The 12,652-nt window shown below is 74.5% G+C and carries 12 protein-coding genes and 1 pseudogene; 7 read left to right on the top strand and 6 right to left on the bottom strand.

Annotated features, from left to right (window positions below; translation table 11 throughout):
• The first annotated feature begins 151 nt into the window (after nt 1-151).
• Both QSK00_RS01710 and QSK00_RS01705 read left to right on the top strand, forming a co-directional pair.
• Nucleotides 152-1,084 (top strand): LysR family transcriptional regulator, encoded by a 933-nt coding sequence (locus QSK00_RS01710; protein WP_285586806.1) that lies wholly within the window; start codon nt 152-154, stop codon nt 1,082-1,084.
• A gap of 133 nt (nt 1,085-1,217) precedes the next feature.
• Entirely contained in the window at nt 1,218-1,697 is a 480-nt protein-coding gene (locus QSK00_RS01705) for a DinB family protein (RefSeq protein ID WP_285586805.1), read from the top strand.
• Here QSK00_RS01705 and QSK00_RS01700 read toward each other — a convergent pair.
• Entirely contained in the window at nt 1,687-2,979 is a 1,293-nt protein-coding gene (locus tag QSK00_RS01700) for a multidrug effflux MFS transporter (protein WP_285586803.1), read from the bottom strand. The genes QSK00_RS01705 and QSK00_RS01700 overlap by 11 nt on opposite strands.
• Nucleotides 2,980-3,135: 156 nt before the next feature.
• Here QSK00_RS01700 and QSK00_RS01695 point away from each other — a divergent pair, with 156 nt between their 5' ends.
• Nucleotides 3,136-3,468, top strand: a complete 333-nt coding sequence (locus QSK00_RS01695; protein ID WP_352231067.1) for a GrpB family protein — start codon at nt 3,136-3,138, stop codon at nt 3,466-3,468.
• On the opposite strand, the pseudogene QSK00_RS01690 reads toward QSK00_RS01695, so the two are convergent.
• Nucleotides 3,419-3,615 (bottom strand): annotated as a pseudogene (locus tag QSK00_RS01690) (glyoxalase/bleomycin resistance/dioxygenase family protein); the annotation flags it as partial. The gene QSK00_RS01695 and the pseudogene QSK00_RS01690 overlap by 50 nt on opposite strands.
• Before the next feature lie 54 nt (nt 3,616-3,669).
• On the opposite strand from QSK00_RS01690, the gene QSK00_RS01685 reads away from it, so the two are divergent.
• The 3 genes from QSK00_RS01685 (at nt 3,670) to QSK00_RS01675 (ending at nt 5,496) form a co-directional block, all read left to right on the top strand.
• A complete protein-coding gene (locus tag QSK00_RS01685; protein WP_285586800.1) occupies nt 3,670-4,041 on the top strand; it encodes an ArsR/SmtB family transcription factor in 372 nt (123 codons plus the stop codon).
• Nucleotides 4,038-5,102, top strand: coding sequence for an ACR3 family arsenite efflux transporter (gene arsB / locus QSK00_RS01680; protein ID WP_285586799.1), 1,065 nt, complete (start codon nt 4,038-4,040; stop codon nt 5,100-5,102). The genes QSK00_RS01685 and arsB overlap by 4 nt, the downstream gene beginning before the upstream one ends.
• Before the next feature lie 103 nt (nt 5,103-5,205).
• On the top strand, nt 5,206-5,496 hold the full coding sequence (locus tag QSK00_RS01675) for an MDR/zinc-dependent alcohol dehydrogenase-like family protein (RefSeq protein ID WP_285586796.1): 291 nt from the start codon (nt 5,206-5,208) through the stop codon (nt 5,494-5,496).
• A gap of 20 nt (nt 5,497-5,516) precedes the next feature.
• On the opposite strand, the gene QSK00_RS01670 is transcribed toward QSK00_RS01675, so the two are convergent.
• From QSK00_RS01670 to QSK00_RS01655, 4 genes are all read right to left on the bottom strand, one after another.
• A complete protein-coding gene (locus tag QSK00_RS01670) occupies nt 5,517-7,097 on the bottom strand; it encodes a serine/threonine-protein kinase (RefSeq protein ID WP_285586795.1) in 1,581 nt (526 codons plus the stop codon).
• A gap of 124 nt (nt 7,098-7,221) precedes the next feature.
• Nucleotides 7,222-8,748: a hypothetical protein gene (locus QSK00_RS01665; protein WP_285586793.1), complete on the bottom strand. Its 1,527-nt coding sequence runs from the start codon at nt 8,746-8,748 to the stop codon at nt 7,222-7,224.
• A 323-nt stretch (nt 8,749-9,071) separates the two neighbouring features.
• A complete protein-coding gene (locus tag QSK00_RS01660) occupies nt 9,072-9,398 on the bottom strand; it encodes a hypothetical protein (protein WP_285586791.1) in 327 nt (108 codons plus the stop codon).
• A gap of 68 nt (nt 9,399-9,466) precedes the next feature.
• Nucleotides 9,467-9,769: a chorismate mutase gene (locus QSK00_RS01655; RefSeq protein ID WP_285586790.1), complete on the bottom strand. Its 303-nt coding sequence runs from the start codon at nt 9,767-9,769 to the stop codon at nt 9,467-9,469.
• Nucleotides 9,770-10,028: 259 nt separating this feature from the next.
• Between QSK00_RS01655 and pcrA the strand changes: the two genes are divergently transcribed.
• Complete coding sequence (pcrA, locus tag QSK00_RS01650; RefSeq protein WP_285586789.1) at nt 10,029-12,566, top strand: DNA helicase PcrA; 2,538 nt, start codon at nt 10,029-10,031, stop codon at nt 12,564-12,566.
• Nucleotides 12,567-12,652: the final 86 nt, after the last annotated feature.

The raw sequence follows: 12,652 nt of genomic DNA, 5'->3' as shown, positions 1-12,652 counted from the left end.
TTCATCTTCCGAGAAGGGACGACTCGGCTCGTGTGACGGCACGACCACCGGGCTACGGCGCCGGGAGCCCGGGGGTGCCCCACCGAGTGTGAAGAGATCAACTGCTGGCGTCCATCGAAGCTTCGTACAGCTGACCTTGTACGATCGGTACATGATCGACCGGCGCCTGAAGGTGCTCCAGGCGATCGCCCGCCACGGCACCGTGACGAAGGCGGCCGAGGTGTGCCGGCTGACCCCCTCGGCGGTCTCGCACCAGATGCAGGCGCTCGCGCGCGAACTCGACGTCGTCCTGCTCCAGCCGACGGGCCGCACCGTCCGGCTGACGGCCGGGGCGCACACGCTGCTCGAGCACGCGGCCGCGCTCACCGCCCAGTGGGAGCGGGCGCAGGCCGACCTCGCCGCCCACCAGGACCGCACCGAGCTGACCGGGACGCTGCACCTCGCCGGCTTCTCCACCGCGGCCGCCGTCGTCGCACCGCGGGCCCTCACGCTGCTGCGCGACCGGCATCCGGGACTGCGCGTCCGGTTGCGCGAGATCGAGCCGGCCCGGGCCTTCGAACTGCTCGCCACCGACGAGACCGACATCGCCGTCGTCGTGGCCACCCCGAGCATCCCGCCCCGCACGGACCCCGCCTTCGAGCAGAATCCGCTCTACCAGGAGCCGCTCGACGTCCTCGTCGGCCCGGACCACCCCCTTGCGTCGCGGAGCGCGGTCGCCCTCGACGAGCTCGCCGGCGACGCCTGGGTGATGGGGTCACCGGGCCGCGCCTACCACCAGCTCGTCACCCTGGCCTGCACCGGCGCGGGCTTCGACCCTGCGGTCGAGCACCACTCCGACACCTGGGACACCGGTGCCGCGCTCGTCGCCCGCGGCTTCGGGGTGGCCCTGATCCCCCGCCTGGTCGACCTGCCCGCCTTGGACGAGACACGGCGCATCCCGCTCTCGGGGGCCTCGATCCCCACCCGTCATGTCATCACCGCGGTGCGCCGGGGCTCGGCGGAGCAGCCGACGATCGCGGCGGGGCTCTCCGCGCTGCGGGAGGTCCGACGCTACGAGCTCCCGGAGCTGACCGAGGTCACGTGACCGTGTACGCCACGTACACGATGACGTGTAGGAGGAGGTGATGGACACGGCCGATGGCGGCGGGGGACCATGCGCGCGAGCAGGTCCGGCAGCTCCGGCGGGTGGCGGGGAGGTTCGCGGTCGAGGAGGCGTGATGCAGGCGTTCGACGTGCCGCTCGAGGACGAGCGGACCCAGCTCGGGGCGTTCATCGAGGAGTACCGGGCTGCCGTCGACGCCACGTTCGACGGCCTCACCGAGGAGCAGGTCCGTCGTCGGCTCGTCCCGTCGGCGACCACGCTGCTCGGGCTGGTCAAGCACGTCACGTGGATGCAGCGGGTGTGGTTCGAGGAGTGCATCGGTGGCACTCCTCGCGCCGAGCTCGGTCTCGTCCCGGGGCCGGACGAGTCGTTCCGGCTCACCGACCACGACACCGCCGCCTCGGTCGTCGCGGCCCACCGGGACGCCTGCGCACGGGCCCGTGCGACTGCTGCCCCCGTGCCGCTGGACACGGTCGTGACCGGTCACCGCAGCGGCCCGCGCACCGCCCGCTGGGTCCACCTGCAGGTCCTGCGGGAGCTCGCGCAGCACTGCGGACAGGTCGACATCCTGCGCGAGCAGCTGCTCAGCGGGTGACGGCCGGTCCGGTGGGCTCCGGCGCGGCCGCCTCGGCCGGGGCGGGGGCGTCGACGTCGCCCAGGCTCCACGGGCGCACGACCGCCGCAAGCACGACGCAGGCCAGGACGAGTGCACCCGTGACGGAGAGGCCGAGCGCGAGGGCGTCGTTGCCCAGCAGCCCGACCAGCGGCGACACGACCGCTCCGACCCCGAACTGGACCGCCCCGAGGAGCGCCGCCGCCGTGCCCGCGTGCCGCCCGTGGCGGGAGAGCGCGAGGGCGGGGGCGTTGGGCAGGGCCAGCCCGCACGCGAAGAGCACCGCGCACATCGGGAGGACGACGCCGACGAGGCCGGCGCCGACCAGCGCGAGGACGAGGAGGACGAACGCCGCCACGGTGCCCGCGCCGATCGCGGCGACCAGGATCTGCCGGGGCTCGAAGCGCCGCAGCAGCAGGGCGTTGAGCTGGGTGGCGGCGATGAGGAACACCGCGCCCGCCCCGAACAGGAAGCCGAACTGCTGCTCGTCGAGCCCGTACTGGTCCTGGTAGACGAACGTCGCGCCGGAGACGTAGCTGAACAGCCCGGCCATCGCGAGCCCGGCGACGAGGACCAGTCCCACGAAGGCACGGTCGCGCAGCAGCCCGCGGTAGGTGCGCAGCGTCGTCCGGACCCCGGGGCGACTGCGCCGCGACGGAGGCAGCGTCTCGGGCAGGGAGCGCCAGACGACTGGCACCAGCACCGCCCCGTAGACCGCGAGCACCGCGAACACGCCCCGCCAGGAGGTGACGCGCAGCAGCTCACCGCCCAGGGTCGGGGCGAGGACGGGGGCGACGCCCATGACGAGGAAGAGCCGCGAGAGCAGCGTCGCCGCCGGGCGGCCGGTGAACAGGTCACGCACGACGGCGAGGGCGACCACAGCGCCGGCCGCGGCACCGAGGCCCTGCAGCACCCGCAGCACGCCGAGCACCGCGACGTTCGGCGCCACGACGATGGCGAGCGAGGCGAGGACGTGCAGCGCGGTCCCGACCAGGAGGGGGCGGCGTCGCCCGACGGCGTCGGAGAGCGGGCCGATGAGCAGCTGGCCCGCGGCGAGCCCGACCAGGGTGCCGGTGAGCGTCAGCTGCACCGCGGCCTGCGTCGTCTCCAGCTGCGCGGTGATCGTCGGCAGCGCCGGGAGGTACATGTCGATCGTCAGGGGCCCGAGCGCGATGAGCGCTCCGAGGACCAGGGCGATCCGCAGCCGGCTCGGAGGCGCCTCCTCGGAGGTGGCGGGACGCTCGCGGCGGGAGGGAGAGGTCATGGGGGCCTTCCGGGGTGGGGCGATCGGGGGCCCACTGCTCCGGGGGTCCTCGCACGACAAGTCCGCTTTCGCCCGGGGTGTTCCGGGAAGGCGTAGATGTGACGACGCCCATCGAGGTGACCGACCTGGCGTCGTTCCCCATGTTCCCGACGACGGGTGGCGAAGGCTGGGAGGGTCGTGGCTCCGACGACGGCGAGAGGCGGCGGCCCGTGCGGGAACCTCTGGACGACGAGGCGTTGGCGAAGCTCCTGGTCCGTGGCCCGCGCGGTCGACCTGCACTGCTGTCCGCGCGATCACGTCGAGGTCCGGAAGTACCTGGCCTTCCGTGACCGGCTCCGTGCCGTCCCGGAGGAACGCGCGCTCTACGAGTTCGCGAAACGGGCCCTGGCCGACCGCGAGTGGGCCGACATGAACTACTACGCCGAGGCCAAGTCGCCGGTCATCGCGGCGATCCTGGGTCGGGCCGGCTGGCCGGCGGACGGGGCGTGACCATCATCCCGGCCACGACGCCGTCGTGGCCGTACCCGGGCGAGTCGGCCTTCACCGTGTAGACCTCCCACGGTTCCGCCCCGGGTCCGTGGACCACACCTTGTCCTGGCGGGCGTAGCAGCAGGTGGTGTCGCCCTCGGTCTGCGTATGACGTGGCACGGCAGCTTGCGCCCGTGATTCGACGACCGTCAAGATAGGTAGGTGTCGAAACAGCGCGACGAGGAGCAGGTGCTGGCGCAGCTCGCCGGGGTCGTGGGCTGCTCGCCCCTGGTGCGGGAGCCGCTGTCGGCCGACCGGTCGGGAGAGCTCGCGCGGGTGTTCAAGGCGCTGGGCGACCCGGTGCGGCTGCGACTGCTCTCGCTCATCGCCTCCCACGCCGGGGGCGAGGCGTGCGTCTGCGACCTGACCGGCGCGTTCGACCTCGCCGGCCCGACGATCTCCCACCACCTCAAGGTGCTCCGCGAGGCCGGGCTGATCGCCGGCGAGCGGCGCGGCACCTGGATCTACTACCGGGCCCGGGCCGAGCTCCTGGCCTCCGTCGCGGGGGTCCTCGACACGGCGGTGGAGGCGTGAGCGCTCCGGCGGAGGTCGAGCCGTCCGTCGTCGGGAAGCTCTCCACCCTCGACCGGTTCCTGCCGGTGTGGATCCTCGCCGCCATGGCGGTCGGGCTCCTCGCCGGCCGGCTGGTCCCCGGCCTCGGCGCCACGCTCGGCGCCGTCGCCGTCGACGGGGTCTCGCTGCCGATCGCCCTCGGGCTGCTCGTGATGATGTACCCGGTGCTCGCGAAGGTCCGCTACGACCGGCTCGACAGCGTCACCGGCGACCGCCGCCTGCTGCTCACCTCGCTGGTGCTCAACTGGCTGCTCGGCCCGGCGTTGATGTTCGCGCTGGCCTGGCTGCTCCTTCCGGACCTGCCCGAGTACCGCACCGGGCTGATCGTCGTGGGGCTCGCCCGCTGCATCGCCATGGTCGTCATCTGGAACGACCTGGCCTGCGGGGACCGCGAGGCCGCCGCCGTCCTCGTGGCACTGAACTCGGTGTTCCAGGTGATCGCCTTCGGGGCGCTGGGCTGGTTCTACCTCGCGGTGCTGCCCGGCTGGCTCGGGCTCCCGACGACGGGTCTGGACGTCTCGCCGTGGGCGATCGTCCGCTCGGTGCTGATCTTCCTGGGCGTCCCGCTGCTCGCGGGCTACCTCACCCGCCGTGTCGGGGAGCGGGCGAAGGGCCGCGACTGGTACGAGGCCACGTTCCTGCCGCGGATCGGGCCGTTCGCGCTGTACGGGCTGCTGTTCACCATCGTGGTCCTGTTCGCCCTGCAGGGCGAGGCGATCACCTCCCGGCCCCTCGACGTCGTCCGGATCGCGCTGCCGCTGCTGGTCTACTTCGCGGTGATGTGGGCCGGCTCGTACGCCCTCGGACGTGCCGTCGGGCTCGGCTACGGCCGGACCACCACGCTGGCGTTCACCGCCGCGGGCAACAACTTCGAGCTCGCCATCGCGGTCGCGATCGCGACGTGGGGCGCCACGAGCGGTCAGGCCCTCGCCGGGGTCGTCGGGCCGCTCATCGAGGTCCCCGTGCTGGTCGGGCTGGTCTACGTCTCACTGCGGCTGCGGCGCCGGTTCGCTTCCCGCTGACGAGCGCACCAGGGCCCGGGCGGCCCGGCGGGCCTGGCCGACGGCGTCGGGGTCCTGACCGGCGGAGAGGACCACGAACGCGCCCTCGTGCAGGAGCAGCAGGGTGGCGGCGAGCGCCTCCGGGGCCGCGATCCCGCCGTCGGCCAGCAGCGCAATGGCCGGGCCGGTCGTGGAGTTCGACCTGCGGCGGCTCTACCTGCGCAACGTCGCGCTCGTCGGGTCGTCGATGCACACGCCCGCGCACTTCGCCCGGCTCGCCGCCGACGCCGTGGCGGGCCGGGTCGCGCCGCGGATCGCCGCGCGGCACGCCCTCGCCGACATCCACGCCGCCCAGGAGGAGTTCGCCCGCTCGGCCCACGTCGGGAAGATCGTGGTGGTGCCCGGGGCGGCCTGACCCGTCGTCGGGAAGGCTCGTCAGCCGCCGGAGACGAACCGGTCGGAGTTGATCAGCCAGGCACCGCCGGTGCCCCGGGACATGCCGAGTTCGTGGGTCTCCCGGGTCGTCGACCCGCTGCGGGGGCTGAACACCAGGGTGGCGCGGACGGTGTCGTCGTCGACCGCGGTGGCGTCGGCGACTTGCACGGAGGCGATCGTCGACCAGAAGTTCTGGTAGCCCGCGAAGCCGCCCGCGGTGTCCTGCATGGTCGCGCCGAGCCGGGCCCAGCCGGCGCCCGGGTTCGCCGTGACGATCGAGTAGTAGTCGCGTACGGCCGCGACCATCTGGGTGCGCTCGTCGGTCGGGCCCGGCACCCCGGTCGAGGCGGGCGAGCCGAGCGAGGCGCCCTCCGTCCCGGTCGTCGACCCCCGGGTCAGGGCGACGGCGAGCAGCACCCCGGCGAGCACGGCGGCGAGCAGGACGGCGATGACGATGGCCGTGGTGGGGCGGCGCCGCGGGGTCGCGGCCGACCGCGCGGGCGGCGCGGCGACCGCCCGCGGGCCCGACCCGTTCGTCCGCGGGGACGGCGCGCCGACCCGGTCGGCGGGGCCGGAGGGCGGGCCGGGATCCTCCGACCCGGCGTCGGGGAAGGGACTCCCGCGCCAGGTGGGGGTGGGGGCGCCGCCGGAGCGCCCGCGCGACCCGGAGGCGACCGGGTCGGACTCCGTGGAGCGGCGGGAGTCGGGGACGCGGGCCTCGTCGAGGTCGGCGCGGGCCCAGCTCGCCGTCGACGCCGACCCGGCGGCGTGGGCGATGCGGCCGAGCTCGCGGCGTGCCTGGGCGGCGGTCGGGCGCTCGGTGGGGTCGGAGCGCAGCAGACGCATGAGCAGCGCCGTCAGCGGGCCGGCCTGGACGGGCGGGTTGACGGCGCCGGCAGCGACGTTGTGCAGCAGGGCGAGCGCGTTGTCGTCCGAGCCGAAGGGCGGGATGCCCTCCACCGAGGCGTAGAGCGTGGCGCCGAGGGAGAAGACGTCCGAGGCGAAGGTCGAGTCCTCACCGCGCGCGACCTCCGGCGCCAGGTAGGCGGGCGTCCCGGCGAGCATGCCGGTGCGGGTCAGCGTGAGGTCGCCCGTGGCGCGGGAGATGCCGAAGTCGGTGATCTTGACGGTGCCGTCGCTGCCGATGAGGACGTTCCCCGGCTTGACGTCGCGGTGCACGATGCCGGCCTGGTGGGCGGCGTCGAGGGCGTCGGCGACCTGGCGCCCGATCCGGGCCACCAGACGTGGGTCGAGCGGACCCTGCTCGGCGAGCATCGCGGAGAGGCTGCGCGACGGCAGGTACTCCATGACCAGCCACGGCTCGTCGCCCTCGATCGAGGCGTCGAAGACGGAGATGGCGTGCGGGTGCTGCAGCCGGGCCGCGATCCGGCCCTCGCGCAGGGTGCGCTGGCGGACCTCGTCGGCCTCGGCCTCGTCGAGACCCTGGTTGAGGAACACCTGCTTGATCGCGACGACGCGGCCGAGACGCTCGTCCGTGCCGCGCCAGACGACGCCCATCGCGCCCGATCCGATGCGCTCCTCGAGGCGGTACCGCCCGGCGACGACGCGAGGAGGTGTCACCGGCCTCCCTCCACCCGAGAACGACGGGCCCGGCGGCCCCCGTGAGGCATCAGGGTAGTGGGCGGGACGTGTCCGGTCCCACGGTCGGGTGACGTGTCACGGCCCGGATCGGTGCGCCTCCGGCTCACCGGCCGCCGAGCACGCCGCCCACCGCGCCGGTCACGGTCGACACCGCGTCGCCGCCGCCCGACGACGAGCCGCTGCCGGCCTCCTCGGAGCCGGAGCCCTCGTCGGAGGAGCTGCTCCCGGACGACCCGGATCCCTCGTCGGAGGAGGAGCTGCTGCCCGACGACGAGCCCTCGTCGGAGCTCGCCTTCGCGGAGCTCTCCTGCGAGCCGGAGGACGACGCGCCGTTGACCAACGTGCCCACCGTGTTCGACACCGTGTCGGTCGTCCTCTTCACCGTCGACCTGACGGCGGGCACGTCCTCGGCCGCCGACCCGACGGCCCCGACCGCGCCCGTGACCGGAGCGGTGGCGGTCTCGGCGGTCCGCGCGACGAACGCGGAGGCGGTGCTCGTCGTCAGCGGCACCGTGCCGGCGAGCGGCGGGGCGACGGTGGCGACGGTCGTGCCGGCGTCCTCCAGCAGCGTGCCCGTGGCGCCGGCGACGCCCGGGCCGGAGGGCGCCGGGCCGCCGCCGGTGACGATCGTGGTCACGTCGGAGAGCGTGTTGGTCAGGCCCTGTGTGGCGCCGCCGACGACCGGCACCGGGGCGGCGACCGAGCCGACGGTGTCGACCACGCCGCCCGCGGTCGCGCCCACCGGGGCCACGACGTCGTGCTGCAGGGTGTCGGTCGCCGCGCCGACGGTGTCGGTGACGCCCCCGACGACGGGTCCGACCACCGGGAGCGGCTTGACGGTGTTGCCGGTGTCGACGATGCCGCCGCCGATGATCGGGACGAGCGGGACCGTGCCGCCGGGAGAGGTGCCGCCGCCGGAGCCACCGGTGCCGCCGCCCCCGGTCGAGCCGCCCCCGCCGGGCAGGCCGGGGAGACCGGGGATCAGACCGCCGCCTCCGGCCCCACCGGGCGTGGTCGCCGTACCCCCCGCTCCCGGTGTCACGACACCGGGAGCGGGGGCGGCGGTCGCGCCGGGGAGCGACGACGTACCGGCGAGCGGGCCTCCGACGAGGGGGCCGCCGGAGCTGAGCCCGAGGCTCTGGGCGGTGGAGAAGGCGGCGAACGCGAGCGAGCCGGGTGCCGCGGTGACGGCGGACCCGGGGGCGCCGGGGACGGGGGTGACCGCGTCCGGGCCGAAGGGGGAGTGGACCGGGGAGTCGTCGACCGGCGGGAGGAAGGCCGGGCCGGCGACCGCGCCGATGACGCCGACCGCCGTGCCGCCGACCAGGACGGCGGCGGTGGTGACGCGGGTGGCGGCGGTACCGCGACGGATCGTCAGGGGTGCGGCGTGACGGTGCATCCGCCCGCCCGAGGTGATGATCGCCCCGGTCGTGGGGAGCTCGCCGGTGTCGCCCCGGAGCACGAGGTCGGTCACCGGGACGCCCGAGGTGTGGCGGCCGCGGTCACGGCCGCGCTGCCGCGGCACGTCGGGCAGGGGCGGCAGGGCCGGGTCCTGCGAGCCCGCGGTGCCGGAGAGGCCGTACCAGCCGCGGTGCCGGTCACCCCGGCCCGCCGAGGCGGACACAGTCACGTCGTCACTCCCGATAGGTCAGCCCCCGCCACCGATCTCGTGAGGTGACTGTCTACTCGGACAGGTGACGCCCGCCCAGCGCTCGGGAACGGCCGACCGACGACCGACCGCTCTCCGTCGCCGTGCGGGCGTGTTGCGGGCACGGACGAGCGAGAGAGAGCCTCACTCATCCGAACGACGACGGCCGCGGTCGGTGACGGTCGTTCGGCGCGCGCCGGATGCCGTTCGGCGACGACCGGGAGCAGTGCGGTGACCCCGGGTGCCCGGATCGCGGCTCCGCCCGGGCGGACCTGCCCGGACGTCACGCGGCTGAACGGGTGGCGTCAGAACGACGACGGCGGGTTGGCCAACCGCTTGCGGGCGCTCTGGAGCCGGCTGACCGACGCGAGACCGAGGCCGCCGCCGAGGAGGAGACCGAGGACGTCGACGGGCACGCTGTCCGCCCCGGTGAGCGCCCAGGCGATGAGCGCCCCCACGACGAGACCTCCCGCGGCCGGCAGCCGCTTGGTGGCGTCGGCGGCGACGTGGGAGGCGCCGGGACGCTTCGTGGCCACCGACCGCAGCATGAGCAGGTAGCCGCCGTAGCCGACGGCGGCGAGCAGACCCAGGATGGCGACGATCGTCGCGATCAGGTCGATGACCGTTCCCATGACCCCAGGATGCCAGCGGTCGGGTGTGGTCCGTGCCGGTTTCCGTCGCTCGCCCGCCCGGTGACCGGCTAGCGGCCGCCCCCGAGCCGGCCGCGCCCGAGACGCAGCAGCAGCATGCCGAGCTCGCGGCCCTCGCTGCCGAGGTCGCGGAAGCGGGCGAGCACCTGCATCTCGCGGTTGTAGACGATGCGCGGCCCGCCGGCGGCCATGCGCGCCAGGCCGATGCGCTGCGAGATCTCGGAGCGCCGCTTGATCAGACGCAGCAGTTCGGCGTCGATGGCGTCGATCTCGACCCGCAGGTCGGGGATCTCCTCGGCGGTGGCGGGAGCGAGTGCGCCGGTCGCGTCGCTGCTGGTCGGCGTGTCGGTCACGGTCGTGGTCCTCACGGGTGTGTCGGAGCCGTCCGACCCCGGCACGAGAACGCCCCGGCGTCGCGAGGACTCCGGGGCGGGTGCGGTGGGCAGCGGATCAGCGCACGTCCACGGGAACCGGGGTCCGGGTCCCGTAGCGAAATCGCCGCGCCGCGTGCACGTCGGAGAGCCTAGTCCGGGTCCGCCCGTGTGTCAGCAGGACGGCCCGCCGGTGAACCGGCCCCGGGCTGTCGGGGGTGCCGGGTAGCGTGGCGAGGCGATGAGTAGCACTGACACGGGGTCGTCCGCGCCCCGGACGGCCCGTCCGAGCGCCGCCGCCGGGCTCGCGGCGCGGCTCGCCGGCGCCGCCGGCACCACGGCCCTGCGTCGTACGGGGGAGGGCCGGACCGGTGAGGGGCGCGGGGACGCCGAGCAGCCCGGTCGCCCGTCGTCGGGACGGCCCGAGCGTCGGGACGACCGCGGGCAGCAGCTGCTCGAGGGGATGAACCCGCAGCAGCGCGAGGCCGTGACGCACAGCGGGTCGCCGCTGCTCATCGTGGCGGGCGCGGGATCGGGCAAGACGCGCGTGCTCACCCACCGCATCGCCTACCAGCTGGCGCACGGGGCCCACCCCGGTCAGATCCTCGCGATCACGTTCACCAACAAGGCCGCCGCCGAGATGCGCGAGCGCGTCGCGGCGCTGATCGGCCGGCGGTCGAACGCGATGTGGGTGTCGACCTTCCACTCCATGTGCGTGCGGATCCTGCGCCGCGAGTACAAGCACCTCGACCTGTCGAGCACCTTCTCGATCTACGACGCGGACGACTCGCGGCGCCTCGTCGCCACCATCACCAAGCAGCTCGACCTCGACCCGAAGCGCTTCCCGCCGCGCGGCCTGCTGGGGCAGATCAGCGCGTGGAAGAACGAGCTGGTCGACCCGATCACGGCCTCCGAGGCGGCGGCGAACGACTACGAGCGCCGCTGCGCCGAGGTGTTCACCACCTACCAGCAGCGGCTGCAGGAGTCGAACTCGCTGGACTTCGACGACCTGATCGGCCGCACGGTCGACCTGCTCCAGCGGTTCCCCGACGTCGCGGAGCACTACCGCCGGCGGTTCCGGCACGTGCTCGTCGACGAGTACCAGGACACCAACCACGCGCAGTACGAGCTGGTGCGCGCGCTCGCGAGCGGCTCGCCCGACGGCTCGGTGCCGCCCGCGGAGCTGGTCGTGGTGGGCGACGCGGACCAGTCGATCTACGCGTTCCGCGGCGCGACGATCCGCAACATCATCGAGTTCGAGCGCGACTACCCCGAGGCGCGCACGATCCTGCTGGAGCAGAACTACCGCTCCACGCAGATGATCCTGACGGCGGCCAACGGCGTCATCGCCCGCAACCCCGACCGGCGGGACAAGCGGCTGTGGACCGACCAGGGCGACGGCGAGAAGATCGTCGGGTACGTCGCGGACAACGAGCACGACGAGGCCGCGTTCGTCGCCGCGGAGATCGACCGGCTCGTCGACGGCGGCGAGGTCCGGTTCGGCGAGGTCGCGGTGTTCTACCGGACCAACGCGCAGTCGCGGGTGTTCGAGGACGTGTTCGTCCGCCTCGGCATGCCCTACAAGATCGTCGGCGGGGTGCGGTTCTACGAGCGCCGCGAGGTCCGCGACGCGCTCGCCTACCTCAAGGTCCTCTCCAACCCGGAGGACACCGTCTCACTGCGGCGCATCCTCAACGTGCCCAAGCGCGGGATCGGCGACCGCGCGGAGGCGGTGGTGGCCGACCACGCCGAGCGCGAGCACGTCACCTTCGCGGCCGCCCTCCGGCGGGCGGCGGCGGGCACGGTGCACGGGCTGGCCACCCGGTCCCAGCGCAACATCGCCGAGTTCGTCGAGATGATGGACGCGCTGGCCGCGGGCGTGGCGGGCGGCCAGGAGGTCGCCGACACCCTCGACGCCGTGCTCGACATGTCGCGCTACCGCGCCGAGCTGGAGAACTCCGAGGACCCGCAGGAGCAGTCGCGGCTGGAGAACCTCACCGAGCTCGTCAGCGTGGCCCGCGAGTTCGTCGGCGACGCCCGGGCCAACGCCGCGGTGGCGGAGGCGGCCCAGGCCGACGGGGCGGCGGAGGTCCCGGCGGGCGTGGTGGTGGCGGCCGACGACGCGACCGACCCCGGCTCGCTGGAGGCCTTCCTCGAGCGGGTGTCGCTCGTCGCGGACGCCGACTCGATCCCCGACGGCGGCGACGGCGTCGTCACGCTCATGACGCTGCACACCGCGAAGGGCCTCGAGTTCCCGGTCGTGTTCTGCACGGGATGGGAGGACGGTGTCTTCCCGCACCAGCGCGCGCTGGCCGACCCCGCCGAGCTCTCCGAGGAACGCCGCCTCGCCTACGTCGGGATCACCCGCGCCCAGCAGCGGCTCTACCTCTCCCGCGCGCTCATGCGCTCGGCGTTCGGGCAGCCGCAGGCCAACCCTCCGTCGCGGTTCCTCGACGAGGTGCCGGCCGAGGTCGTCGACTGGCGGCGCTCGGCCCCCGAGCGGTCCGCGCCCTCGGCGTCGACGGGCTTCGGCTCCGGCCGCTCCTGGGGCCGCGACCTGACCGGCTCCCGCTCGCGGCCGTCGCCGATGCGCTCGGCCTCCAGCGCCCCGGCGCTGTCGCTCGAGGTGGGCGACCGGGTCAGCCACGACAAGTACGGGCTGGGTCTGGTCACCGTGGTCGACGGGGTCGGGAGCAAGCAGACCGCGACCATCGACTTCGGTTCCGCGGGCACGGTGCGGCTGATGCTCATCGGCGGCGTGCCGATGCAGAAGCTGTAGGGACGCCCCGTCCCGCCCGCGACCGGGCGGGACGCGGGGCGTCCGGTTGCCGGGTCGCCGACCGCGGGTAGGTCTGGACGGGGGGG

This window comes from Actinomycetospora sp. NBRC 106378, from assembly GCF_030269685.1.
Lineage (GTDB): Bacteria > Actinomycetota > Actinomycetes > Mycobacteriales > Pseudonocardiaceae > Actinomycetospora.
Note: the sequence above shows the minus strand (reverse complement) of the source record. Positions and strands in the feature narration are given on the sequence as shown.

Bases quoted from the DNA above. Each gene is read 5' to 3' on its own strand.
- QSK00_RS01710 (WP_285586806.1), top strand. From the start codon at position 152: ATGATCGACCGGCGCCTGAAGGTGCTCCAGGCGATCGCCCGCCACGGC.
- QSK00_RS01705 (WP_285586805.1), top strand. From the start codon at position 1,218: ATGCAGGCGTTCGACGTGCCGCTCGAGGACGAGCGGACCCAGCTCGGG.
- QSK00_RS01700 (WP_285586803.1), bottom strand. From the start codon at position 2,979: ATGACCTCTCCCTCCCGCCGCGAGCGTCCCGCCACCTCCGAGGAGGCG.
- pcrA (WP_285586789.1), top strand. From the start codon at position 10,029: ATGAGTAGCACTGACACGGGGTCGTCCGCGCCCCGGACGGCCCGTCCG.
- QSK00_RS01660 (WP_285586791.1), bottom strand. From the start codon at position 9,398: ATGGGAACGGTCATCGACCTGATCGCGACGATCGTCGCCATCCTGGGT.